The following is a 23614-nucleotide window of genomic DNA, read 5'->3' as shown; positions in this document are numbered from 1 at the left end:
CCGGGGCGGGGAGGCCCCGGTTTTCCCATGGGAGGAGAAACCATGTCTTTCACTAAAACCATTCGCGGTGGCGCGGCTGCGCTTGCGCTGCTGGCGGTCACCGCGGGCGGGGCTCTGGCGCAGGAAGTTACGCTGCGCCTGCACCAGTTCCTGCCGCCGCAAGCGAATGTGCCGAAGCTGGTCCTGGATGTCTGGGCCGACAAGGTCGAGGCCGACAGCGGCAACCGCATCAAGATCGAGCGCTATCACGCCATGGCGCTGGGCGGCAAACCGCCCGAACTGATCGATCAGGCCATCGACGGCGTGGCCGATATCGTCTGGTCGGTGAACGGGTTCACGCCCGGCCGCTTCCCGCGCACCGAGGTGTTCGAACTGCCCTTCATGGTCACGGATGCGCGCGCCGCGTCCTATGCCTATTGGAAGATGTTCGAAAGCCACATGGCCGACACCGATTTCCGTGACGTGAAAATCCTGGCGACCTTCGTGCACGGACCCGGCATGTTGCACACCAAGAAACCGGTTTCCGAACCGGGCGACCTGAACGGGATGAAGATCCGTGGCGGTTCGCGCATGGTCAACCAACTGCTCGAACTGTTGGGCGCAACGCCGGTGGGCCTGCCTGTCACTGCCATCCCCGAGGCGCTGTCCAAGGGCGTGATCGACGGCACGACCATCCCGTGGGAAGTCACCACCGCGCTCAAGGTTTCCGAGCTGGTGGAGAACCACACCGAATTCGACGGCCCGGCGATCTACAACCTGACCTTCGTCATGGCGATGAACAAGGCGAAATACGACAGTCTGCCGGACGATCTCAAGGCTGTGATCGACGCCAATTCCGGTTTGGAGTTCTCTGTCTTCGCGGGCGGTGTTATGCAGGATTCGGACGGGCCTGCACGTCAGGTGGCGGTCGATCGCGGTAACAATATCATCACGATTTCCGCCGAAGACGCCAAGACATGGGAGGAGCTGGCCCGCCCTGTTTATGAAAACTGGATCGCGGACGTGGCTGGAAAGGGCATTGATGGGCAGGCAATGATTGACGAAGCCAATCAACTGATGTCTGAATACCAGTCCAAATAAGAAAAATGGTCCGCCGGCAAAGGCGGGCCGACCAACCGATCATAGGGAGAGATCGAATGACCGAACGTCGTAAATTCCTGGGCCTTGCCGCCGGCACCGCGCTGGCGCTGACCCTGGGCACCGGTGCCGCAATGGCGCAGGAAGTCACATTGAAACTGCACCAGTTCCTGCCGGCGCAGGCCAACGTGCCCGCCAAGATGCTGGTGCCGTGGGCCCAGAAGATCGAAGAGGAATCCCAGGGCCGCATCAAGATCGACCACTATCCGTCGATGCAGCTTGGCGGCAAGCCGCCCGAACTGATCGACCAGGCGATCGACGGCGTGGCCGATATCGTCTGGACCGTGGCGGGGTATACCCCCGGCCGCTTCCCGCAGGCCGAAGTGTTCGAACTGCCCTTCACCATGACCAATGCCGAGGCCACCAGCCGCGCCTATTGGGACTTTGCCGAAAAGAACATGCTCGACGCGGATTACAAGGATTTCAAGGTAATCGCGCTTTGGGTGCATGGTCCGGGTCTGATCCACTCCAAGGAGCCGATCACCAGCGTTTCTGACCTGAACGGCGTCAAGCTGCGCGCACCGACGCGTACGACGAACATGATGTTCTCGGCTCTGGGCGCGACGCCCGTGGGCATGCCCGTTCCGGCCGTTCCCGAGGCCCTGTCCAAAGGCGTTATCGACGCCACCGTGATCCCGTGGGAAGTGACCGGCGCGCTGAAAGTGCCTGAACTGGTCAAGAACCACACCGAGTTCGGCGATGATGCGCTGTACACCACCGCCTTCATCTTTGCGATGAACAAAGACAAGTACGACGCGCTGCCCGACGATCTGAAGGCCGTGATCGACGCCAATTCCGGTGCGGACATGTCTGCGTGGATGGGCAAGATGATGGCATCTTACGACGCCCCCGAGCGCGAAGCCGCGGCCGCCGCCGGCAACAACATCATCACGCTCAGCCCCGATCAGGTCGCCGAGTGGAAAGAGGCCGCCAAGGGCACTGTCGCGGCCTGGGTCGAAGACATGAACAAGGCGGGCTTCGACGGCCAGGCGCTGGTGGACGAGGCTCAGGCCCTGATCGCCAAGTACTCGCAGTAATCCGGCTCGATCCGGGCAAAGAGGGGCCGCGCGGTCAGGCGCCGCGCGGCCCGCTTCACAGAAAATACCAACAGGGGAACGGCACCCATGCACCGTTTCATGAACGGACTGGCCCGCTACATGGCGCTTCTGGGCGGCCTCGTGCTGACGGCGCTGATCTTGCTGACCTGCGTTTCGGTTCTGGGGCGCGGTATCAACACCTTCCTTCACAGCGGTTTAGGCGAGGCGCTGCTCGGTGGTGCGACCAAGACGCTGCTCGATACCGGTGTCGGCCCGATCCTCGGCGATTTCGAACTGGTCGAGGCCGGCATCGCCTTTGCCATCTTCGCCTTCCTGCCGTTTTGCCAGATCACCAATGGCCACGCGACGGTGGATATCTTCACCTCGCGGTTGGGCGTGACCGCCAACAAGTTCATCCAGATGGTCGTCGAAATCGTGTTCGCCCTGGTGCTGATCCTGATCGCATGGCGGCTCTATGACGGGATGCTGTCCAAGATGCGCTATAACGAGACCACGTTCCTGATCCAGTTTCCGATCTGGTGGGCCTATGCCGCATCGCTTGTCGCGGCGGTGGTCGCGTCGGCGGTGGGTGTCTACATGGCCGTCGTGCGCACGGTCGAGTTCTTTACCGGCCGCGTCATCATCGCGCCGGCAGGGGGGGCGGACAATTGAGCAACCTTGAAATCGGGCTGACCTCGTTTCCGGTTCTCCTGCTGATGATCTTTCTGCGGGTGCCCATCGGGCTTTCGATGTTCATCGTAGGCCTTGGCGGGTTGTACTTTGTCACTGGCGGCTGGACCGTCGCGCTGGCCAAGCTGAAATCCGAAACCTATTCGACCTTTTCCAGCTATTCGCTGTCGATCGTGCCGATGTTCCTGCTGATGGGCCAGTTCGCCACGCTGGGCGGGATGTCCACCGCCCTGTTCAAGGCGGCCGAGGCCTGGCTGGGCCACAGGCGCGGCGGCGTGGCAATGTCCGCCGTGGGCGCCTGCGCGGGCTTTGGCGCGATCTGCGGGTCGTCGCTGGCCACCGCGGCCACGATGGGGCAGGTGGCCCTGCCGGAACTGCGGCGCTATGGCTATTCGGGCGGATTCTCCACGGCGACACTGGCCGCCGGCGGTACGCTGGGCATCCTGATCCCGCCGTCGGTTATCCTGGTGATCTATGCCATCCTGACCGAACAGAACATCGCCAAGCTGTTCCTGGCGGCTTTCATCCCCGGCATCCTTGCCGCCATCGGCTACATGATCACGATCTCGATCTATGTGCGGATGAACCCCGACAGCGCCGGCATCCGTGAACCGATCCCCTATCGCGACCGGTTCCGCGCGCTGTTCAACGTCTGGCCGGTTCTGCTGGTGTTCCTGCTGGTGGTGCTGGGCATCTACCTTGGCTGGTTCACACCCACCGAAGGCGCGGCCGTGGGGGCACTGGGCACCGGGATCATCGCGTTCTTCAACGGCGGGCTGACCCGCGTCAGCCTGTCCGACAGTTTCCTGTCCACCGCCCGTTCGACCGCGATGATCTTTTTCATTGTGCTGGGTGCGGGGTTCTACAATGGCTTTCTTGCGCTGACGCAGGTGCCGCAGGAACTGGCGACCTGGGTGGGTCAACTGGGATATTCCCCCTGGCTGATCCTGTCGCTGATCCTTGTGCTCTACCTTGTCTTCGGCTGCATCATGGACAGCCTGTCGATGATCCTTTTGACGATACCGATCTTCTTCCCGATCATCTCGGCCCTCGATTTCGGGCTGAGCGCCGAGGAAACCGCGATCTGGTTCGGCATCATCGTTCTGATCGTGGTCGAGGTGGGGCTGATCACGCCACCCGTGGGCATGAACCTGTTCGTCATCAATTCGATGGATCGCAAGACGCCGATGCTCGAGACCTACAAGGCGGTGATGTATTTCGTGGCCTCCGACATCATCCGCGTTGTGATCCTGGTCGCTTTCCCGGTCATCACGCTGGGGCTGCTGCGCGTCCTTCACTAATCCTGTCCCCGGCGCGCCGCACGGCATCGCCGGGGACAAATTCGTGCTGGATACTGTGTGCAATAATAGTTATACAATATAACAAATATCACGAGGGAGAGACATGTCCGAGATTCTTCAAACCCGGATCGACGGCCCGATCGCTGTTCTGACGATGAACCGCCCCGACAAGTGCAACGCGATGAACGATCAGTTGCTGGCCGAGTTGGACGCGTTTTTCTCGAACCCGCCCGAAGGCGTGAAGGTCGTCGTGCTGACCGGAACCGCGGGGCACTACTGTTCGGGGCTCGACCTGTCGGAACAGGTGCAGCGCGATGCCGAAGGCACGATGCGCCATTCGCGGGGCTGGCACGGTGTCATGGACAAGATCCAGTTTTCCGGCCTTCCTGTGGTGTCGGCCATGTTCGGCGCGGTGATCGGCGGCGGGCTGGAACTGGCGACCGCCACGCATGTGCGCATCGCCGAACCCTCGACCATCTTCCAATTGCCCGAGGGACGGCGCGGCATCTATGTCGGCGGTGGGGCCTCGGTGCGTGTGGGCCGCATCCTTGGCGCCGACCGGATGATCGAGATGATGCTGACCGGGCGCAGGTACAACGCCGAACAGGGCGAACGCCTGGGCCTGTGCCATTATTCCGTGGGCGAGGGCGCGGCCCTGCCGCTTGCGATGGAACTGGCGGGCAAGATTGCGCAGAACGCGTCGCTGTCGAACTACGTCATGATCCATGCGCTCAGCCGGATCGAGGACATGCCGAAGGCGGATGGCCTGTTCACCGAAAGCCTTTGCGCCGCGCTGACCCAGACCAGCCCGGATGCCGAAGAAGGGTTGCGCGCTTTCCTTGAAAAGCGCCAGCCGCAATTCCGGTGACGCCATGACCGACACGACCGATATCGCCCTCGATGACGGCCTGCGCGAGCTGATCGGCTACTCGATGAAACGCGCGACCACGATGGTCACCGCCGACGCCGCCCGCGTGCTTGAGCCGATGGGCCTGCGGATCACGACCTTTTCCGCGCTGACGGTGATCTGCAACGCACCTGGCGTCCGCCAGACCGAACTGGCCGCGGCACTGGGCATGGAACGGTCGAACAGCGTGGCGGTGATCGACACGCTGGAAAAATCCCACTGGATCACGCGCGAACGCAGCGCGCAGGACCGGCGCGCCATCGCGTTGCATCCGACAACCGCGGGCATCATGCGACAGAAACAGGCCCGTCTTGCCCTGCTGACGCACGAGGATCGGATGTTCGCCGACCTGTCCCCGATCGAACGCCGCGACCTCGTGAAACTTCTCTCCAAGATCAGGGCCTGAGCCATGACCGACACCCGCGTTGTCCCTCAATCCGTTGCGCGTTCGGTGCGTGCAGACGGCGCCGTCATCCTGACCTCGCGCCACGCTCTGGGGCCAGTAGCCGACACCACGGGCGACTGGCTGCACGACTGGGCCGCCAGGACGCCGGACGCGGTTTTCCTGGCCGAACGTTCCGGTCCGGGCTGGCGCGAAGTGAACTATGCCGAGGCGCTGCAGCAGGTGCGCGCCCTGGCAGCCTGGCTGCTGGACCAGCCGGAACAGGGTCCGGTGATGATGATCTCGGGCAATTCGGTCGATCACGGGCTGTTGGCCCTGGCTGCGCAGTATATCGGCCGCGCGAACGTTCCTGTGGCCGAACAGTATTCACTGATCCCCGGTGCCCATGACCGCCTGATCTATGTGGTCGAAAAGGTGCGCCCGTCGCTGATCTACGTCGACAACGCCATCCGCTATGCCGAGGCGCTGGCCTTGCCGCAACTGGCGGATATCCCCGTCGTGGCCAGCCTGCCCGAAGGTGCGCCACGCCCGGTGACGCCGATGGCCGAGGCGCTCAAGGCCGGGCGTGGCGATGTCGCCGCCGCGCATGACCTGGTCACGCCCGACACGGTGGGCAAGATCCTGTTTACCTCGGGGTCGACGTCGCACCCCAAGGGTGTGCTGACGACACACCGCATGATGTGCGTGAACCAGACCCAGATCGCCGACGCCTTTCCGGTGCTGCGGGCCGAGCCGCCCAAGATCCTGGATTGGCTGCCCTGGAACCACGTTTTCGGCGGGTCGCACAATTTCAACATGATGCTGGCCCATGGCGGCGCGCTCTATATCGACGACGGCAAGCCGACCGATGCGCTGTTTCCCCGCACACTGGAAAACATGCAGATGCATGTCGGCACGCTGTCCTTCAACGTGCCCGTGGGCTATGCCCGCCAGGTCGCGGCCCTGCGCGCCGATGCCGATCTGCGCAGGCGTTTTTTCACGGGGCTGCACTTTACCTTCTATGCCGGTGCCTCGCTGCCGCAGGAAACCTGGGACGCCCTGGGCGACATGGCGCGCGAGGTGACGGGCGATGTGCCTTTGATGGTCAGCAGTTGGGGGATGACCGAAACCGCACCGGCGGTGCTTTTGACGCATGAGCGCATCACCCGGTCCGGCATCGTCGGCGCGCCGCTTGCCGGCACCGAGGTCAAGCTGCTTCCCGAAGACGAAGGCCGCTACGAGCTGCGCGTCAAGGGCCCCAACGTCATGCCCGGCTATTTCGAAGACCCCGAAAAGACGGCGGCCGCCTTCGACGGCGAAGGGTTCCTGATCACCGGCGATGCCGTGCGGTTCGTGACCGAGGACGATCCCGACCGCGGCCTGCGCTTCGACGGTCGCATATCCGAGGATTTCAAACTGACCTCGGGCACCTGGGTGCGCGTGGCGGCCCTGCGCGGCGCTTTGATGACCGCGCTTGACGGGCTGGCGGCGGATGTCGTCGTAACCGGCCATGACCGGGCCGAACTGGGCGTTCTGATCTTTCCGGCCAGCTCCGTGTCCGGCGATGGTGCCTGCACCGATCCCGCCTGGATGGAACAGGTGCGCGCCCGCCTTGCCCCGCTTGCCGCTGCCGCCACGGGATCGTCCACGCGCGTTGGCCGCGCCCTGATCCTGACCGAACCGCCCAGCCTGGAAACGCAGGAAATGACGGCCAAGGGTAATCTCAATACCCGCAAGGTGCTGGACCGCCGCGCCGATCTGGTCGGCCGTCTTTACGACGACGCCGATCCGGCGGTGATACGCCCATGACTTCATCTTGCCCGAAATACTCCGGGGGAGCGCGAGGGGGCTGGCCCCCTCGCCCCCGTCCCCGACATCAGCGCAACGCCCGAAAGGACAGGACATGATCGACCTGGATAAAATCCGTGCCATCGACATCCACACCCACGCCGAAGAACCCTGTGGCTGTCATTCCGACGATGGGTATGACGACCTGCAATCGACCATGGCGCGTTACTTTGGCGCGCCCTGGCAGCATCCGCCGACGATCCCGGAAACCGCAGCGCATTTTCGCGCCCAGAACATCGCGGCGGTGATCTTTCCGGTCGATGCCGAACGTGAAACCGGCTATCGGCGCTACTCCAACGACGAGGTGATCGAACTGGTCAGGGAAAACAGCGACGTGCTGATCCCCTTTGCCTCGATCGACCCGTGGAAGGGCAAGATGGCCGTGCGCGAGGCGCGCCGCCTGATCGAGGAACACGGCATCAAGGGGTTCAAGTTCCACCCGACATTCCAGGGGTTCTACCCCAACGACCGGATGGCTTATCCGTTCTACGAGTTGCTGGCCGAACATGGCTGCATCGGCCTGTTCCATACCGGCCAGACCGGGGTCGGGTCGGGCATGCGCGGCGGCAACGGCATGCGGCTGAAGTTTTCCAACCCGATGTATCTGGATGACGTGGCGGTCGATTTCCCCGACATGAAGATCATCATGGCGCATCCGTCCTTCCCCTGGCAGGAAGAGGCGCTGGCCGTGGCCCAGCACAAGCCCAACGTCTATATCGACCTGTCGGGCTGGTCGCCGAAGTATTTTCCGCCGATCCTTGTGCGTTACTGCAATTCGATCCTCAGAAAAAAGGTTCTGTTCGGGTCCGACTGGCCGATGATCACGCCCGAACGCTGGCTGGCCGATTTCGAAAAGATCGACATCAAGGAAGAAATCCGCCCCGATATCATCAAGAACAACGCAGCACGGCTGCTGGGCCTGATGTAAATGAGCGGGTTTCGCGCGCCCGTTGGCGATATTCTCTATACGCTCGATGCCTGCGGGGCCGACACGCTGCCCGATTGGGATGCGGAGCTGGTGGCCCAGATCGCCGAAAGCTTTGCCGCGTTTGCCGAGGCCGAGATCGCCCCGATCAACGCCAGCGGCGACACCCAGGGCGCGCGTCTGGAAAATGGGCGGGTGCGCATGCCCGATGGATTTCGCGCGGTTTTCGACCGATATCGCGCGGATGGCTGGACGGGCCTGACCGCACCCGAGACCCATGGCGGGCAGGGTCTGGGCGCAGTCGCGCTGGCCGTGACGTCCGAGATTTTCAGCGGCGCGAACCATTCCCTGCAGATGGTGACCGGGCTGGTGCCCGGCGCGATCCGCGTACTGATGGAATTCGGCACCGAAGCGCAATGCGCCGCGTTGATCCCGCCGCTGGCCGAGGGGCGCTGGATTTCGACCATGTGCCTGACCGAGCCGGGCGCCGGGTCTGACCTGGCGCGCATCCGCTGCCGGGCGGAACGCGATGGCGATGGCTGGCGCATCAGCGGCGAAAAGATATTCATCTCGGGCGGCGACCAGGATCTGAGCGAGGGCATTTTCCATCTGGTCCTTGCCCGCACCGGGGATGCGGATAGCGGGGTCAAGGGCCTGTCGCTGTTTGCCTGCCTGTCCGACCGCGCAGATGGCACGCGCAATTCCGTGACCGTCACCCGGATCGAGGAAAAGATGGGCCTGCATGCCGCGCCCACGTGCCAGATGGTTTTCGACGGGGCCGAGGCGCAGTTGATCGGTGCCGAGGGGCAGGGCTTGCGCGCGATGTTCACCATGATGAATCACGCGCGCATCGACGTGGCATTGCAGGGGGTGGCGCATGCCGCCCGCGCGCATGCCATCGCCGCAAGCTATTGCGCGGAACGGGTGCAGGGAAGGGGCGCCGACGGTGCGCCCGTGACGCTGGACCAGCACTCCGACGTCCGTCACATGCTGGACGGCATGCAGGCGCGCGCCCTGCTGGGGCGTGCCATCGCCCATACGGCCATCATCACGCTGGAGCGCGGCGACGATCCCGATCTTGTCGAATTCCTGACGCCGATCGCCAAGCATTTCGGCTCGGAAATCGGGACCGAGGCCGCCGACCTGGGCATCCAGTGCCTTGGCGGCTACGGATACCTGAGCGAATACGGAATCGAGCAGATCTGGCGCGATGCCCGCATCTGCCGCATCTACGAGGGCGCGAACGGCATACACGCCCTGACGCTTGCCGGGCGGCTGATGCGCGGGCCCGCGGTGGACCGCTTCGCCGCGTTTCTCGACAGGAACCTGACCTGCAGCGGTACCCGCGCGGCATGGGACGCGGCCTGTGCCGTTCTGCGCAACACGGCCGATCCGGCGCCGCTGGCGCGCGACTTCATGGAGCTGAGCACACTGGCCCTGTGCCGATCTTTGGCCAGCCGCTTTGAGGGGCACGAAGGGCAGGCCGCCATCGCATCCTACCTGGAGGACCGGGCCGGCATGGCCGGCCTGATCGCCGCAAGGATGGCGCGTCGCGGCCAATAGCTGCATTTCGCGCGCATCAATTGATCTGCGTCAAAGCGCTTTCCGTTCAACACATGCAGAAATGATGATGTGTTGAACGGAGAAAGCGCATGACATCGGACCAGTTTTTGTCGACGCGCCGCGGTTTTCTGGGGCTTGCGGGAGGCGCGGCCTTGCTGGCGGCGAATGTCGGCCCCGCACGGGCAGAGAAGATCGCGACCAAGGCACGGATCGTCATCCTTGGGGCGGGGGCTGCGGGGACCGCGCTGGCCAACCGCCTGGTCGACCGTCTGGACGGGGCCGAGATCACCATCGTCGATGGCCGGGCGCAGCATTGGTACCAGCCCGGGTTCACGCTGATCGCGGCGGGGTTGAAACCGTCGGATTACTCGGTCAGCCGGACAGCCGACTGGCTGCCCAGGGGCGTGACGCTGGTGGCGGAATACGCGGCCGAAATCGACCCCGAGGCCAACATGCTGACCACGGCAGGCGGCACGAAACTGCCATATGATTACCTTGTCACCGCGCCGGGGCTGAGCCTCGATTGGGATGCGGTGGAAGGGTTCGACCTCGCCATGGTCGGGCAGAACGGCATCGGCGCGGTTTATGCGGGGCCGGACTATGCCGCCAAGACGTGGGCCGCAATGGACCGCTTTACCTCGGACGGGGGCAAGGGCGTGTTCTTTCGCCCCGCGACCGAGATGAAATGCGCGGGCGCGCCCCTGAAATACACCTTCCTGACCGACGACTACGCCCGCCGCAAAGGCAACCGCGACAAGATCGAGATCGAATACTGGAATCCGTCAGGCGCCCTGTTCGGCGTGCCGATCGTGGCGGAAAAGGTGCGGATGCTGTTCGGGGACCGGGGCATCGGCACGCAGATGAAGATGGTGCTGAAACGCATCGACCCGGACAAGAAGGTGCTGACCTTCGAGGATGCCGACGGGATCGAGCATGAAACCGATTACGATTTCACCAACGTCATCCCGCCGATGCGCGCGCCCGAGGTGATCCGCCAGTCTGGCCTGAGCTGGGCCGACAAATGGACCGACCAGGGCTGGGTCGAGGTCGACAAGTACACCTTGCGCCACAACCGCTATCCCAACGTTTTTGCCGTTGGCGACGTGGCCGGCGTGCCCAAGGGCAAGACCGCGGCCAGCGTCAAGTGGCAGGTGCCCGTGGTCGAGGATCATCTTGTCGCCCAGATCGCGGGCGACACGACCGACACCGCTTATAACGGCTATACCTCGTGCCCGCTGATCACGCGCGTGGGCCGCGCGATGCTGATCGAGTTCGATTATGACAACAACCTGACCCCCAGCTTTCCGGGCGTGATCGCCCCGCTGGAAGAGCTGTGGATCAGCTGGCTGATGAAGGAGGTGGCGCTGAAAGCCACCTACAACGCCATGCTGCGCGGCAAGGCCTGAGGAGGGGACACGATGAAGGAACTGACATTCGAAACCCTGATCGCCGTCTGGGAGGAAATGTTCGGCCGCGGCCTGTTCTGGGCTATGGTGGTCGTCGCGGCGCTGATCACGGTGGCCTATCTCTATGTGCTGATCCGCGACCGGTCGATGTCGATGCGGAAATTCCTGCTGGCGCAGTTGTCAATGCCGCTGGGGGCCATCGCGGCGGTATTGTTTGTGCAGAAGATGACGAATTCGGGCTTTGCCGATATTGGCGGGCCCGTGGACGTGATCGTGTTGCTGGGCGTGGCCGCGGCGGGCGCGGTCGGCATCGCGATCCTTGTCTATACCGCGCAGGCGCTGATCAAGGGCCCTGAGGCCCAGGATGGCTGACCGAAACGAAAGGAGCGCGCGATGACCGATGCGACACATGCCGAGGCCGGAAACCGGCTGGAACATTTCCCGGTTCCGTTCTTTGCCGTCGTGATGGGCCTGTCGGGCCTGACGCTGGCGCTGCATGCGGCGGAAACGGTGACGGGGCTGCACCTGGGCGCCTCGACCGTCGTCTTCTGGGTGACTGTTGCCGCGGCGGTGGCGATTGCCGGGCTTTATGCGCTCAAGGCGCTGCGCTATCCGCAAGCCGTGGCACATGAATGGCATCACCCGGTGCGCATGGCGTTCTTTCCGGCGATCTCGATCTCGATGCTGCTGCTGGCGACCGCAAGCTACAGCCTGTCACCGGCCGTGGCGCATGGTTTGTGGCTGCTGGGTATGGCGCTGCAGGGGGTGCTGACTATCGCGGTGGTATCGGGCTGGATTTCGGCGCGTGCCTTTCAGACCGGGCACCTGACGCCCGCGTGGTTCATTCCGGCCGTGGGCAACGTGCTGGTGCCGATCGTCGGCGTGCCGCTCGGCTATGTCGAGATAAGCTGGTACTTCATGGCGGTGGGGCTGCTGTTCTGGATCTTGCTGCTGACGCTGGTGATGAACCGGCTGATCTTTCACGACCCGATGCCGGGCAAGCTGCAGCCGACACTGGTGATCCTGATCGCGCCGCCGGCGGTGGCGTTCCTGAGCTGGATGCGGCTGACCGGCGAGATCGACGCCTTTGCCCGGCTGCTGATCAACATGGCCTACCTGTTCACGCTGATCGTCGCGGTGAACCTGCCGCGGATCGTCAAGCTGCCCTTTGCGCTGTCGTTCTGGGCGCTGAGCTTTCCTTTCGCGGCGGTGACAATCGCGAGCTTCCGCTTTGCCGAAAAGACCGGAAGCGGCGCGCACGAGGTTTTCGGGCTGGTGACGCTGGCGGTTCTGGTGGTGGTGATCGCGGCGCTGATCGTGCGGACGCTGAAGGCGATTGCCGCCGGGCAGATCTGCGTACCGGAGTGATGTCGCGCCCCTTGGGCGCGACCGGGGCCGCCCCTTGCGGGGCGGCGAAAGGGGCGCTGCCCCTCTTGCCCGTTCCGGGCAATTCACCCCGGAGGTATTTCTGGCAAGATGAAGTGCCGGGCCTCGATCAGGCGGGGCGCAGGCCGAGCATGTCGCGGGCTTGTGCGGCGGTCGCGACGGGGCGTTCATATTTCTCGCACAGGTCGGTCACCCGCTTGATCAGCGCGGCATTCGAGGGCGCCAGCGTGGATTTGTCGAGGCGCACGTTGTCTTCGAGCCCGGCGCGCGCGTGCCCGCCCGCCGCGACCGACCATTCGTTGATCACCAACTGGCCCGCACCGATCCCCGCCGCGCACCATTCCGCGTCGGGCATGATGCGTTTGACGGTTTCGATGTAGAAATCGAAGGTCGGGCGGTCGACCGGCATCGCGTTCTTCACGCCCATGACGAATTGCACGTAGAGCTGGCCGGGAATGCGGCCATCCTTGTTCATCCTGGCGGCCTGGTGGATGTGGGAAAGATCGAAGCATTCGATCTCGGGCTTGATGTCGTAGGTGCGCATCTCGCCCGCAAGCCAATCCACGAGATCCGGCGGATTCTCATAGACGCGCGTGGGAAAGTTGTTCGACCCCACAGACAGCGAGGCCATGTCGGGGCGCAGCGGCAGCATGCCGCCCCGTGCCTGACCCGCGCCCGAGCGGCCGCCGGTCGAGAACTGGATGATCATGCCGGGGCAGTGCTGTTCCAGCCCTTCCTTGAGGCGCGCGAATTTCTCGGGGTCGGACGAGGGCGAGCCGTCGTCGTTGCGCACATGCGCGTGGCAGATGCTTGCGCCGGCTTCGAAAGCCTCATGCGTGGATTCGATCTGTTCCTCGACAGTGATCGGAACGGCGGGGTTGTCGGATTTCTGCGGCACCGATCCGGTGATGGCGACGCAGATGATGCAGGGTTTGGTCATGTGTTGTCCGGTTTCTTCAGCAATGGGCCGGTGCCGGGCATCCCGGCGCAGCGTTCACGCGGTAATTGACAATGCCACATGATTTCCGGTCAAGGCAAGGCCGCGCGCCGACGCGCGAAAAAAGGCCAGCCCGTTTTTCTGCCGGGCTGGCCCTGTAAGATCGTCAGGCAAAAGGCGTCTTAGCCCAGAAGGCGGCGCGCGATCACCTGTGCCTGGATTTCCGCGGCACCTTCGAAGATGTTGAGGATGCGCGCATCGCACAGCAGGCGGCTGATTTCGTATTCCAGCGCAAAACCGTTGCCGCCGTGGATCTGCAGCCCGTTATCGGCTGCCGCCCACGCCACGCGCGCGCCCAGCAGCTTGGCCATGCCGGCCTCGAGGTCGCAGCGGCGGTCATTGTCCTTTTCGAAGGCCGAGAAATAGGTGAGCTGCCGCGCGATCATGATTTCCACGGCCATCATCGCCAGCTTGTTGGCAACGCGCGGGAAGGCGATCAGGGCCTTGCCGAACTGCTTGCGGTCCTGGGCGTATTGCATCGCCACGTCCAGCGCGGCCTGCGCCACGCCGATGGCGCGCGCGGCAGTCTGGATGCGGGCGGATTCGAAGGTCTGCATGAGCTGCTTGAAGCCGCGGCCTTCCTCACCGCCCAGGAGGTTTTCGCCCTTCACATGGAAGTTGTCGAAACCGAGCTCGTATTCCTTCATGCCGCGGTAGCCCAGCACCTCGATCTCGCCGCCGGTCATGCCTTCGGTCGGGAAGGGGGTTTCGTCGGTGCCCGGCGTCTTTTCGGCCAGGAACATCGACAGGCCGCGGTGATCGGTGGTGTCGGGATCGGTGCGCGCCAGCAGGGTCATCACATGGGTGCGCGCGGCGTGGGTGATCCAGGTTTTGTTGCCGGTGATCTTCCAATCGCCGTTTTCATCCTTGACGGCGCGGGTGCGCAGGCTGCCAAGGTCGGAACCGGTGTTGGGTTCGGTGAACACGGCGGTCGGCAGGATTTCCGCGCTGGCGAGTTTCGGCAGCCAGTTCTGTTTCTGCTCTTCCGTGCCGCCGGCGATGATCAGTTCGGCCGCGATTTCCGAGCGCGTGCCCAGAGAGCCCACGCCGATATAGCCGCGGCTGAGTTCTTCGGACACGACGCACATCGACGCCTTGGACAGGCCGAACCCGCCGTATTCCTCGGGGATGGTCAGGCCGAACACACCCATTTCGGCCAGTTCCTCGATGATGTCCATCGGGATCAATTCGTCCTTGAGGTGCCATTCATGCGCATTGGGCTGCACACGGTCCAGGGCATAGCGGCGGAACTGGTCGCGGATCATTTCCAGTTCTTCGTCTAGCCCCGAGGCACCGAACATGGTGGCGCCCGCCTGTTCCTGCATCAGCACGACAAGGCGGCTGCGCGCGGCCTGGGTGTTGCCCGATTGGGTCAGAGTCATCACGGCCGGTTCCATCAGGTCGCGCATGTCGTCCTGCGTCAGGCCCAGATCCTGCAGGCGGACGATTTCGCCCTGGTTCATCTGGATGCCGCCGTAAATCTGCCAGAGGTATTCACCGAACGCGATCTGGTGGATCAGCTGTTCGATCTCTCCGAACTTTCCGTCGGATTTCAGCGCCTCGGCCCATTTCTGCATCTGGCGCAGCGATTCGACATAGGTGGCCAGCCAGGCCAGCCCGTGGGCCGCGGTCTGGTGCGCCTCGATCAGGGTGCCTGACACGCGGTCACCTTCGGAGACCATCCCCAGCACGGACGCGCGCGCCTTGCCCAGGATACGTTCGGCAGGGGGGACGGCAGCCGCCGTCAGATCCAGAAGGTCGGGGAAAACAACCGGCTGTTCGACAGCCAGATCCTGTCCGTCATGGGCCATGAATCACATCCTCTTTTTGTTGGACCTCGTCCTAGCCATTTCGCAGGTGCAGCGCAACAAAAATACCCAAGATACCCTGCGGCATATTCTATTGTTGCGCGTGGATTATTGCGCCTGCCGGTCTGGCGGTCGCTCTGTTTCGATAGTAAGGCACGGCCATGTCATTTCTACCCCCGGATATCACCCTGTGGGCGCTTGCCCTCGCGTGCGGCGCCGCATTCCTTGCGGGCATCGTCAAGGGGATCGTCGGCTTTGCCATGCCGATGGTGATGATATCGCTGCTGAGCAGCTTCCTTTCGCCGGAACTTGCGCTTGCGGGGCTGATGCTGCCCACGCTGGCGACGAACGGTGTCCAGGCGTTGCGCGAAGGGCCGTCGGCCGCCGGTCGCGCAGTGCGCGAGTTTCGTGTCTTTCTGGGGGTTGGGGTCGTCGCGCTGTTGATCGGTGCGCAGATGGTCGCGCTGCTCGAGGCGCGCACGTTGCTGCTGGCGATCGGCGGCAGCATCCTTTTCTTCGCGCTTCTTCAACTTGCCGGATGGCGGCCGCGGCCGGCGCCACGGCATCGTGTCGCCATCGAGGCGGGCACCGGGGTGCTGGCCGGTTTCGTCGGCGGGATGTCCGGTATCTGGGGGCCGCCCACCGTGATGCTGCTTACAGCGCTGGACACGCCAAAGGCCGCGCAGATGCGGGTGCAGGGCGTGGTCTACGGCCTGGGTGCGGTTGCGCTGGCGGTGGCGCATGTGGGCTCAGGTATCCTGAACCTTGCGACGGCCGCGTTTTCCGTTTGCCTTGTGGTGCCTGCCCTGGCCGGTATCCGGCTGGGTTTCGCGCTGTCCGACCGGTTCGATCAGGCGACGTTCCGACGTGCAACGCTTGCGGTGCTTCTGGTGGCCGCGCTCAACCTGTTGCGGCGTGGCCTGATGATGTGACCCCGCGATGTGCCGCGGGGTCGGGCATCACCTCGCCGGAGCTCCGGTCGAGGCCAGCTCAGATATGAACGTGCGAATCTGACCGCGAAGACGCTCGTCCTTGATGCGTGTCAGCATCGAAGCGATCTTGGTGGCTTCGTCGTCCAGCATCTCGTTGGACGAGGCGGTCTCATCCAGGCCTTCAAAGAAATATGACGGGGCAACCCCAAGAATCTGAGAAATCTCGAACAGTTTGCTGGCAGAAATACGATTGCGTCCCAACTCGTACTTTTGAACCTGTTGAAACGAAATGTTCAGGCCCTGTGCCACTTCGGTTTGCGTCATTCCGCGAAGAACGCGCAGTTGTTTCAGCTTTTTCCCAACATGAATATCGACTGGATGCGACATATCACTCCCTCACTTTGCTACTGTGACGAGAATGACGAATCGCCAAATTCATTCAATTTGTGAAATATGCACGTTTACGTTGCGAGTATTGCTCATTGATGGGTGATAAATTTACCTTTGATGTATTATCGACTTACCGTTATCGTGCCGAAAAACACGCGAGCTGGCAGTAGGTAAAGCTGCGATTTTCAAAACGAGTTGAATCTGTCATGACGGCAACCACGCCTTCTCATTCAGTGCTCTTTGAGGCGCTTCGTTCTTTCACGACACTGGCAAGGACATTGAACCTGTCTCACGCCGTGAAAGAGCTGAACAGCACGCGCCAAACCGTCCGACGCCATGTCGACCAGCTCGAATCCATGCGGGGAGAGGAGCTGTTCGAACTCGTTGACCGGCAATACCGCCTTACCGAAGCGGGGCAGCGTGCCTTGCCCGAAGCCGAAGACCTGCTGGCGCGCGCAACGGCGTGGATGCTGAACCAAAGCGCCCATGAAAACGGCCTCTTCACCGCGAAGTACACCGAGAAGGCCGAGTTCGATTACTATCTTCAGCAGCACCCAATCAGCGACATCTGGCGCAGCGGATCGGCCCGCATGCAGGAGATCGTCGCCTCTTGGGCCGAGGCAGGAGGGCAGATCGAACATCCCGCGATGACACGGGTTCGGCCGCACCTTCTGATTTACCGGCACGGCGAAATGGATGATTTCTGGTACTGCGCCGATATCGGGATGGAAAGTTCCTTTGCCTCCTGGTTCGGCTGGGCCGCGGCGCGATCGAGTGTCGGCAGGGCGCTGGAACGGCTGCCCGGCGGGGATTCGTTCGCCAGCCTGTTGGCGCATCCTTTCAAGGATGTCTCAAGCACGCACGGCTTGCGGCTGGACCATGTACACACGCAGATACCCCGCGGACCCGAGCACGAAGAGGGCCTGCACCCGATCAGCTTTCAGCGGCTGATGATGGGATGCGCCTTTGCCGATGGCTCCTTCGCCCTGGGGGCTTACATCGAACGAACATACAATATCGAGATCGCTGGACTCCCTGACGAGAAGGTCAGGACCATGGCCGCTGATCTCATCATGACCGTCGAAGAGGAACCGCCGAGACTACAGTCAATGCCTTTTTGATGCGCTTGACGCAATTTTTGCGCTAAACTCCCCCACGTGACTACAGCACTGGAGGGAGCCTATGTCGATTCACGACATATACGATGGCGCGCAGTTGATCGCTGCGAGCATGGATATCCTTACGCGACACAAGATCAGCATCACGGTCGGCGAGGATTTCGAAGAGTACCGCGAAACGTTGGCCGAGTGGCGCCCTGATCAGCCGCTTGGGGCACCGTTCGACCCCAACCTGCAGACCATGACGGCATCCAATTCCTTCTGGATCGTCGGCCGTGATCCAATGGGAAAGGTCGTGCATACACAGGCCATGCGCATGTTCGAACTGGGTGACGTCGCGCTGAGCGATCACATGCGTGAGCATTTCATCGAGTATCCGCCCTCTTCGCTGGATATCGACTTCGAACGCTCGCGTTATCGTGCCGGTCCGGGCGCGCGCCAGATACGTGGGCGGGTCTGCTATCACGGCGAGGTCTGGCTGGACGGATCGACAGGACAGTATCGCGGGAGCGGCGTCAGTAGCGTTCTCGGGCGATTCGCCTTCATGACGGCCATGCTGCGCTGGTCGCCGGACTGGGTGTTCGGCTTCATGCCCAAGGGTGTGGCCTGGAAAGGCTTTGCCGAGCGACAGGGCTACATGCATGCCGAGCCGGGTGTCCTGCGCTGGTATCGCAGGGATTCCGATCTGCCTCTCGAAGGGTTCATGGTCTACATGGCGCGTGACGACATTCGTTACCTGATGTCGATGCCGCTGCACGAACTCGTCGCCTGATCCCGGGCGTATGCTGCCGCATGGCGGCGTGCCGTCCCCGAAAGGAGGGCGGCGCTTTCAGTGCTGTTCCATCACGCCGACCGGTCACGAATGAAAAAGCCCCGGCCGCTTGGCCGGGGCTTTCCGTATCGGGAATTGCCAGCGATCAGCCGATCGCGGCGGCTTTCACATCGTCGTCGATATAGGGCAGGTACTGTTCGAAATTGTCGGCGAACATCTGCACAAGCTTGGCCGCCTGCGCATCGTACGCGTCCTGGTCTTCCCAGGTGCGGCGCGGATCGAGAAGCACTTCGGCCACGCCAGGAACCGAAACCGGCACGTCAAAGCCGAAATTGTCGTCCTTGCGGAATTCGGCATCGTTCAGGCTGCCTTCGAGGGCGGCGGTCAGCAACGTGCGCGTCGCCTTGATCGGCATCCGGCTGCCAACACCATAGGCGCCGCCGGTCCAGCCGGTGTTCACCAGCCAGCAGGTCGCGCCGTGCTTGGCGATCTTTTCCTGCAGCAGCTTGCCGTATTCCTCGGGGCGGCGCGGCATGAACGGCGCGCCGAAGCAGGTCGAGAACGTGGGCTCGGGCTCGGTCACGCCGCGCTCGGTGCCGGCCACCTTCGAGGTGAACCCGGACAGGAAGTGATACATCGCCTGTGCCGGCGTCAGCCGCGAGATCGGAGGCAGCACACCGAACGCATCGCATGTCAGCATGATGACGTTCTTGGGGTGCCCGCCCATCGCGGTCTCGCTGGCGTTCGAGATGTATTCCAGCGGATAGGCACAGCGCATGTTGGCCGTAAGGCTGTCGTCATCGAAATCCAGCTCGAACGTTTCGGGATCGAAGACCATGTTTTCGATCACGGTCCCGAATTTCGTCGTCGTGGCGTAGATTTCCGGCTCGGCCTCGGGGTTGAGGTTGATCGTCTTGGCATAGCAGCCGCCTTCGAAGTTGAAGGTGCCGCGATCCGACCAGCCGTGTTCGTCATCGCCGATCAGCGTGCGTTCGGGATCGGCCGACAGCGTGGTCTTGCCGGTGCCCGACAGGCCGAAGAAAACCGCCGTGTCCACCGGGTTGCCATCGGCGTGGTTGGCCGAGCAGTGCATCGGCATCACGCCTTTTTCGGGCAGCAGGTAATTCAGCAGGGTGAAGACAGATTTCTTGTTCTCGCCCGCGTATTCGGTGCCGCCGATCAGGATCATCTTGCGGTCGAAGTTCATCGCGATCACCGTTTCGCTGCGGCAATCGTGCTTGGCCGGATCGGCCTGGAAGCTGGGGCAGTTGATGACGGTGAAGTCGGCCACGAAATTGTCCAGCGCCTCACGCTCGGGACGGCGCAGCAGGTGGCGGATGAACAGGCCATGCCAGGCCAGTTCGGTCACCATGCGCACGTTGATGGACAACTGGGGGTCCGCGCCGCCGACAAGATCCTGAACGTAATAGTCCTTGTCCTTCATATGCGCGAGCATGTCGGCATAAAGCGCGTCAAAACCTTCGGGGCTCATGGCGGCGTTGTTTTCCCACCAGATCTTGTCGGCCACGCTGTCGGTCTTGACGACGTGCTTGTCCTTGGGCGACCGGCCGGTGAATTTGCCGGTGGTCACGAGGAACGCGCCGCCGCGGCCCAGAGTGCCTTCGCCTTTCTTGAGCGCGGCTTCGATCAGCGCGGGCTCCATAAGATTGTAATAGACATTGCCCAGCCCTTCGATCCCCTGATCCTCAAGGCGGAATTGCGGGTTCACCCGTCCAAATGCCATATGCCAAGCTCCTGTAGCCGCGCAGTCGGCGGCGGTTCAGTCCGAAACCGGGGGCGCGCACATCCGCCTGCCCCTGACCGGGCCGGAGTGGCCCGATGGGCGCCTCTTAACATGACGTTTCCATGAAGGAACAGGACGCTTTCGCACAGTTAGCGCAACCAGTCGCAGGTTAGCGCAAACGCGCGCGATTTCGCCCGTGGCCACGGCTCGGGGTGTGGCCGATCTGCGTCAATTCGGCAATTACTTCGCAATTTTTCATGGAAAAACGGGCCTCTGGCCGGTTGATTCGCAGTTTATCGTTGCCTGACAAGCTTAAATTCAGGAATAGTGGCGAAAAACATAAAACGTGAGAGCAGTACAAGGACAACCCCTATGTCTAAGATCGCCCTTGTGGACGACGATCGGAATATTCTGACGTCCGTTGCCATGACCCTCGAGGCCGAAGGCTTCGAAGTTGAGACCTATAACGATGGCCAGTCGGCGCTTGATGCCTTCAACAAGAAGCTGCCGGATATGGCGGTTCTCGATATCAAGATGCCCCGGATGGACGGGATGGACCTGTTGCAGCGCCTGCGGCAGAAAACCTCGATGCCGGTGATCTTCCTGACCTCGAAGGACGATGAGATCGACGAGGTTCTGGGCCTGCGCATGGGCGCGGACGATTATGTCAAAAAGCCCTTCAGCCAGCGCCTGCTGGTCGAACGCATCCGCGCGCTGCTTCGCCGGCAAGAGGCCGTCGCAGGCGACATCGTCGGCGACACCGAAGAAACCAAGGTGATGGAACGCGGCGAACTGCGCATGGACCCTCTGCGCCACGCCGTGACCTGGAAGGGCAAGGACGTGTCGCTGACCGTCACAGAGTTCCTGCTGCTGCAGGCACTTGCGCAACGCCCCGGTTTCGTCAAAAGCCGCGATCAACTGATGGACGTGGCCTATGACGATCAGGTCTATGTCGACGACCGCACGATCGACAGCCATATCAAGCGCCTTCGCAAGAAGATGCGGAGTGTCGATCCCGAATTCTCGGCGATTGAGACACTGTATGGTATCGGTTACCGTTACAACGAAGAGTGATGGCCCTTGCCGAAAGGATGAATGTGCGCGACGTCACGCCATCTCGTGACGGGGATGTTGTGTTGGGCGACGACTACGTCGCCCCCGACAGCACCGTGGAAAAAGAGCTGCGTGTGAAACGCGCGCGGCGCGGGCTGTTCACGTTGAACCGCTCGCCGCTGACGCGCAAGATCATCACGTTCAACCTGATCGCACTCAACGTGCTGGTCGCGGGCATCCTGTTTCTCAATTCCTCGCGCGACTCGCTAGCGGTTCAGCGCGCCAACACGCTTGTCAGCGAGGCCGAGCTGATCGCCGACGTGTTCGAGGCCCGGATGCCCGATGGCGCACCGGTCAGCCTTGCGACGGGCGACGGCATAGACGTGACAGGCACGCTCGAGGCGCTTGACCTGCGCCGCGGTGTCGAAGCGTATATCTATGACGGCAGCGGCGCGCTTGTCGGGCGCTTCGAAGGCCTGGGCGTGACACGGGCGCGCGATGCCAGCGCCAGCGACGACGAGCGCACGATCATCGTCGATTTCCTGACGCGCCTCTGGTCGGGCGTGTCGTCGATATTCCCTTCGGCGCCCGAAGAAGAGCTTACAACAGCTGAAATGCAGGCCAACGACATCGTGCCCGCCGCGATGGAAGGCAACACCCGCATCATGACCGGCAAAAGCGGCGATGGCGGCACCTTGTTCGCCGTCGCGACGCCGATCATTCACAACGGTCTGCCCGTCGGGGTCGTGGCGCTGGCCAACAGCTCGAACGAAATCGACCTGGCCGTTCGCATCGAACGCGAACGGGTGCTGCGTATGTTCATCATCGCGACGCTTGTGTCGATCGGGCTCAGCCTTGTTCTGGCATCGACCATCGCCAACCCGATTTCCGACCTTGCCGAAGCGGCCGAACTGGGCCGCGACCGCGACAAGCGCAAGAACGGTGCCGGCGGGCGCATCCGCATCCCTGATCTGACCGCGCGTCCCGATGAAATCGGCCGGCTGTCGGGCGCCCTGCGCGGCATGGTCGCCGCGCTTTACGACCGTATCGACAGCAACGAACAGTTCGCCGCCGACGTGGCGCACGAGATCAAGAACCCGCTTGCCAGCTTGCGCTCTGCCGTCGGTTCGCTGCGCATGGTCAAGAAGGAAGAACACCGCGACAAGCTGCTCGACGTGATCGACCACGATGTGCGCCGCCTAGACCGGCTGGTCAGCGACATCTCGAACGCATCGCGGCTCGACAGCGAACTGGTGAAGGAAGAGGAAGAATCCTTCGACCTCATCAAGATGATGTCGAACCTCGGCGAATATCTCGGTCAGCAGGCCCAAGAGGAAGGCATCGATTTCATCACCGATCTTCCGTCGCAACCCATCATCATCCAGGGGCTCGAGGCGCGTCTTGCGCAGGTGTTCGTCAACCTGATCACCAACGCGATCTCGTTCTGCGAAGAAGGCGATGCGATCCGTGTCTGGGCACGCCAGCGCGAGAACCGCGTGCTTGTCGTGGTCGAGGACACCGGCCCCGGCATTCCCGAACAGGCGCTGACCAAGATCTTCAAGCGGTTCTATTCGGAACGTCCCGAAAAGCAGTTCGGCAACAACTCCGGCCTGGGCCTGGCGATCTCCAAGCAGATCGTCGAAGCGCATGGCGGCGTGATCTGGGCCGAGAACATCCGCCCCACCGATGCCGACATCGCGTCGGAACCGCTTGGCGCACGCTTTGTCGTGGGCCTGCCTGTCTGACATGGAAATCCCCGCAAGCGCACCCGCAGCCGGAGATCCGGGAAGCGATGCGCAGATGCCGGTCCGCGTTCATGCATCGACAGTGGCGCTCGATGGCCGGGCGGTGCTGATTACGGGGCGGGCCGGTTCGGGCAAATCGGCCCTCGCGTTGGAACTCATGGCGCTGGGGGCGGCGCTTGTTGCGGACGACATCACCTGCCTGTGGCGCCACGGCGATCATATCTTCGCCGATGTCCCCGACACGATCCGCAACCGGATCGAGGCGCGGGGCGTCGGAATCCTGAATGCCGCCTCGTGTGGGCCCGCGCCACTTGCGCTGTGGGTCGATCTGGATGCGCAAGAATCCGAGCGCCTGCCGCCCAACCGCAAGTGGACGGCGCTGGGCTGCGACCTGCCTCTCCTTCACAATCCCGGCACGGGCTGTTTTCCGGCGGCGATCGTGCAATATCTTCGCCATGGCAGATATGCATGAA

At 62.8% G+C, this 23614-nt stretch carries 22 protein-coding genes; 18 read left to right on the top strand and 4 right to left on the bottom strand.

The window, feature by feature from the left end:
- Positions 1–42 precede the first annotated feature (42 nt).
- The 12 genes from BLT50_RS05695 (at position 43) to BLT50_RS05640 (ending at position 12564) form a co-directional block, all read left to right on the top strand.
- Positions 43–1080 (top strand): TRAP transporter substrate-binding protein, encoded by a 1038-nt coding sequence (locus BLT50_RS05695; RefSeq protein WP_090027449.1) that lies wholly within the window; start codon positions 43–45, stop codon positions 1078–1080.
- Between the two features lie 56 nt (positions 1081–1136).
- Positions 1137–2174, top strand: a complete 1038-nt coding sequence (locus BLT50_RS05690) for a TRAP transporter substrate-binding protein (RefSeq protein ID WP_090027448.1) — start codon at positions 1137–1139, stop codon at positions 2172–2174.
- Positions 2175–2261: 87 nt separating this feature from the next.
- On the top strand, positions 2262–2846 hold the full coding sequence (locus BLT50_RS05685) for a TRAP transporter small permease (protein WP_090027445.1): 585 nt from the start codon (positions 2262–2264) through the stop codon (positions 2844–2846).
- Entirely contained in the window at positions 2843–4165 is a 1323-nt protein-coding gene (locus BLT50_RS05680; RefSeq protein ID WP_090027441.1) for a TRAP transporter large permease, read from the top strand. The genes BLT50_RS05685 and BLT50_RS05680 overlap by 4 nt, the downstream gene beginning before the upstream one ends.
- 103 nt (positions 4166–4268) lie before the next feature.
- Positions 4269–5033: a crotonase/enoyl-CoA hydratase family protein gene (locus BLT50_RS05675; RefSeq protein WP_090027439.1), complete on the top strand. Its 765-nt coding sequence runs from the start codon at positions 4269–4271 to the stop codon at positions 5031–5033.
- A gap of 4 nt (positions 5034–5037) precedes the next feature.
- Positions 5038–5478: a MarR family winged helix-turn-helix transcriptional regulator gene (locus BLT50_RS05670; protein WP_175491404.1), complete on the top strand. Its 441-nt coding sequence runs from the start codon at positions 5038–5040 to the stop codon at positions 5476–5478.
- A gap of 3 nt (positions 5479–5481) precedes the next feature.
- The gene (locus BLT50_RS05665) at positions 5482–7263 is read left to right on the top strand and encodes a feruloyl-CoA synthase (RefSeq protein ID WP_090027435.1); all 1782 of its coding nucleotides are present in this window, start codon (positions 5482–5484) and stop codon (positions 7261–7263) included.
- A 94-nt stretch (positions 7264–7357) separates the two neighbouring features.
- On the top strand, positions 7358–8230 hold the full coding sequence (locus BLT50_RS05660; RefSeq protein ID WP_090027433.1) for an amidohydrolase family protein: 873 nt from the start codon (positions 7358–7360) through the stop codon (positions 8228–8230).
- The gene (locus tag BLT50_RS05655) at positions 8231–9790 is read left to right on the top strand and encodes an acyl-CoA dehydrogenase family protein (RefSeq protein ID WP_090027432.1); all 1560 of its coding nucleotides are present in this window, start codon (positions 8231–8233) and stop codon (positions 9788–9790) included. It begins immediately after the preceding gene.
- 89 nt (positions 9791–9879) lie between these two features.
- Positions 9880–11196 (top strand): NAD(P)/FAD-dependent oxidoreductase, encoded by a 1317-nt coding sequence (locus BLT50_RS05650; protein WP_090027430.1) that lies wholly within the window; start codon positions 9880–9882, stop codon positions 11194–11196.
- Positions 11197–11208: 12 nt separating this feature from the next.
- The gene (locus BLT50_RS05645; RefSeq protein ID WP_090027428.1) at positions 11209–11568 is read left to right on the top strand and encodes a DUF5368 domain-containing protein; all 360 of its coding nucleotides are present in this window, start codon (positions 11209–11211) and stop codon (positions 11566–11568) included.
- Between the two features lie 21 nt (positions 11569–11589).
- Entirely contained in the window at positions 11590–12564 is a 975-nt protein-coding gene (locus tag BLT50_RS05640) for an SLAC1 anion channel family protein (protein WP_090027426.1), read from the top strand.
- Between the two features lie 127 nt (positions 12565–12691).
- Here BLT50_RS05640 and BLT50_RS05635 read toward each other — a convergent pair whose 3' ends face one another.
- Positions 12692–13522 (bottom strand): 3-oxoadipate:acetyl-CoA acetyltransferase, encoded by an 831-nt coding sequence (locus tag BLT50_RS05635; RefSeq protein ID WP_090027419.1) that lies wholly within the window; start codon positions 13520–13522, stop codon positions 12692–12694.
- A gap of 179 nt (positions 13523–13701) precedes the next feature.
- Positions 13702–15390, bottom strand: coding sequence for an acyl-CoA dehydrogenase family protein (locus BLT50_RS05630; protein WP_090027417.1), 1689 nt, complete (start codon positions 15388–15390; stop codon positions 13702–13704).
- A 158-nt stretch (positions 15391–15548) separates the two neighbouring features.
- On the opposite strand from BLT50_RS05630, the gene BLT50_RS05625 reads away from it, so the two are divergent.
- Positions 15549–16319, top strand: a complete 771-nt coding sequence (locus BLT50_RS05625; RefSeq protein WP_090027411.1) for a sulfite exporter TauE/SafE family protein — start codon at positions 15549–15551, stop codon at positions 16317–16319.
- A gap of 27 nt (positions 16320–16346) precedes the next feature.
- Here BLT50_RS05625 and BLT50_RS05620 read toward each other — a convergent pair whose 3' ends face one another.
- Complete coding sequence (locus tag BLT50_RS05620) at positions 16347–16706, bottom strand: helix-turn-helix domain-containing protein (RefSeq protein WP_090027409.1); 360 nt, start codon at positions 16704–16706, stop codon at positions 16347–16349.
- Between the two features lie 209 nt (positions 16707–16915).
- On the opposite strand from BLT50_RS05620, the gene BLT50_RS05615 reads away from it, so the two are divergent.
- The gene (locus BLT50_RS05615; protein ID WP_090027407.1) at positions 16916–17830 is read left to right on the top strand and encodes a helix-turn-helix domain-containing protein; all 915 of its coding nucleotides are present in this window, start codon (positions 16916–16918) and stop codon (positions 17828–17830) included.
- Positions 17831–17891: 61 nt separating this feature from the next.
- Positions 17892–18599 (top strand): hypothetical protein, encoded by a 708-nt coding sequence (locus BLT50_RS05610; protein WP_090027406.1) that lies wholly within the window; start codon positions 17892–17894, stop codon positions 18597–18599.
- 145 nt (positions 18600–18744) lie between these two features.
- On the opposite strand, the gene BLT50_RS05605 is transcribed toward BLT50_RS05610, so the two are convergent.
- Entirely contained in the window at positions 18745–20343 is a 1599-nt protein-coding gene (locus BLT50_RS05605) for a phosphoenolpyruvate carboxykinase (RefSeq protein WP_090027405.1), read from the bottom strand.
- 372 nt (positions 20344–20715) lie between these two features.
- Between BLT50_RS05605 and BLT50_RS05600 the strand changes: the two genes are divergently transcribed.
- The 3 genes from BLT50_RS05600 to BLT50_RS05590 are packed head-to-tail and all read left to right on the top strand — an operon-like array spanning position 20716 to position 23613.
- Positions 20716–21417, top strand: a complete 702-nt coding sequence (locus tag BLT50_RS05600) for a response regulator transcription factor (protein WP_090027403.1) — start codon at positions 20716–20718, stop codon at positions 21415–21417.
- Entirely contained in the window at positions 21417–23141 is a 1725-nt protein-coding gene (locus BLT50_RS05595; RefSeq protein ID WP_090027401.1) for a sensor histidine kinase, read from the top strand. The genes BLT50_RS05600 and BLT50_RS05595 overlap by 1 nt, the downstream gene beginning before the upstream one ends.
- A 1-nt stretch (position 23142) precedes the next feature.
- Positions 23143–23613 carry an HPr kinase/phosphorylase gene (locus BLT50_RS05590; RefSeq protein ID WP_245723303.1) on the top strand — a complete coding sequence of 157 codons (471 nt, stop codon included), beginning with the start codon at positions 23143–23145 and terminating at the stop codon, positions 23611–23613.
- Position 23614 lies beyond the last annotated feature (1 nt).

Source organism: Lutimaribacter saemankumensis (assembly GCF_900100005.1).
Taxonomy (GTDB): domain Bacteria; phylum Pseudomonadota; class Alphaproteobacteria; order Rhodobacterales; family Rhodobacteraceae; genus Lutimaribacter; species Lutimaribacter saemankumensis.
Note: the sequence above shows the minus strand (reverse complement) of the source record. Positions and strands in the feature narration are given on the sequence as shown.

What these genes read in the sequence shown, in the direction of transcription:
- BLT50_RS05670 (WP_175491404.1), top strand. Translation starts at nt 5,038, where the DNA reads ATGACCGACACGACCGATATCGCCCTCGATGACGGCCTGCGCGAGCTG.
- BLT50_RS05690 (WP_090027448.1), top strand. Translation starts at nt 1,137, where the DNA reads ATGACCGAACGTCGTAAATTCCTGGGCCTTGCCGCCGGCACCGCGCTG.
- BLT50_RS05630 (WP_090027417.1), bottom strand. Translation starts at nt 15,390, where the DNA reads ATGGCCCATGACGGACAGGATCTGGCTGTCGAACAGCCGGTTGTTTTC.
- BLT50_RS05620 (WP_090027409.1), bottom strand. Translation starts at nt 16,706, where the DNA reads ATGTCGCATCCAGTCGATATTCATGTTGGGAAAAAGCTGAAACAACTG.
- BLT50_RS05650 (WP_090027430.1), top strand. Translation starts at nt 9,880, where the DNA reads ATGACATCGGACCAGTTTTTGTCGACGCGCCGCGGTTTTCTGGGGCTT.
- BLT50_RS05625 (WP_090027411.1), top strand. Translation starts at nt 15,549, where the DNA reads ATGTCATTTCTACCCCCGGATATCACCCTGTGGGCGCTTGCCCTCGCG.
- BLT50_RS05695 (WP_090027449.1), top strand. Translation starts at nt 43, where the DNA reads ATGTCTTTCACTAAAACCATTCGCGGTGGCGCGGCTGCGCTTGCGCTG.
- BLT50_RS05590 (WP_245723303.1), top strand. Translation starts at nt 23,143, where the DNA reads ATGGAAATCCCCGCAAGCGCACCCGCAGCCGGAGATCCGGGAAGCGAT.
- BLT50_RS05685 (WP_090027445.1), top strand. Translation starts at nt 2,262, where the DNA reads ATGCACCGTTTCATGAACGGACTGGCCCGCTACATGGCGCTTCTGGGC.
- BLT50_RS05615 (WP_090027407.1), top strand. Translation starts at nt 16,916, where the DNA reads ATGACGGCAACCACGCCTTCTCATTCAGTGCTCTTTGAGGCGCTTCGT.
- BLT50_RS05640 (WP_090027426.1), top strand. Translation starts at nt 11,590, where the DNA reads ATGACCGATGCGACACATGCCGAGGCCGGAAACCGGCTGGAACATTTC.
- BLT50_RS05600 (WP_090027403.1), top strand. Translation starts at nt 20,716, where the DNA reads ATGTCTAAGATCGCCCTTGTGGACGACGATCGGAATATTCTGACGTCC.
- BLT50_RS05675 (WP_090027439.1), top strand. Translation starts at nt 4,269, where the DNA reads ATGTCCGAGATTCTTCAAACCCGGATCGACGGCCCGATCGCTGTTCTG.
- BLT50_RS05655 (WP_090027432.1), top strand. Translation starts at nt 8,231, where the DNA reads ATGAGCGGGTTTCGCGCGCCCGTTGGCGATATTCTCTATACGCTCGAT.
- BLT50_RS05645 (WP_090027428.1), top strand. Translation starts at nt 11,209, where the DNA reads ATGAAGGAACTGACATTCGAAACCCTGATCGCCGTCTGGGAGGAAATG.
- BLT50_RS05660 (WP_090027433.1), top strand. Translation starts at nt 7,358, where the DNA reads ATGATCGACCTGGATAAAATCCGTGCCATCGACATCCACACCCACGCC.
- BLT50_RS05665 (WP_090027435.1), top strand. Translation starts at nt 5,482, where the DNA reads ATGACCGACACCCGCGTTGTCCCTCAATCCGTTGCGCGTTCGGTGCGT.
- BLT50_RS05610 (WP_090027406.1), top strand. Translation starts at nt 17,892, where the DNA reads ATGTCGATTCACGACATATACGATGGCGCGCAGTTGATCGCTGCGAGC.
- BLT50_RS05635 (WP_090027419.1), bottom strand. Translation starts at nt 13,522, where the DNA reads ATGACCAAACCCTGCATCATCTGCGTCGCCATCACCGGATCGGTGCCG.
- BLT50_RS05595 (WP_090027401.1), top strand. Translation starts at nt 21,417, where the DNA reads ATGGCCCTTGCCGAAAGGATGAATGTGCGCGACGTCACGCCATCTCGT.
- BLT50_RS05605 (WP_090027405.1), bottom strand. Translation starts at nt 20,343, where the DNA reads ATGGCATTTGGACGGGTGAACCCGCAATTCCGCCTTGAGGATCAGGGG.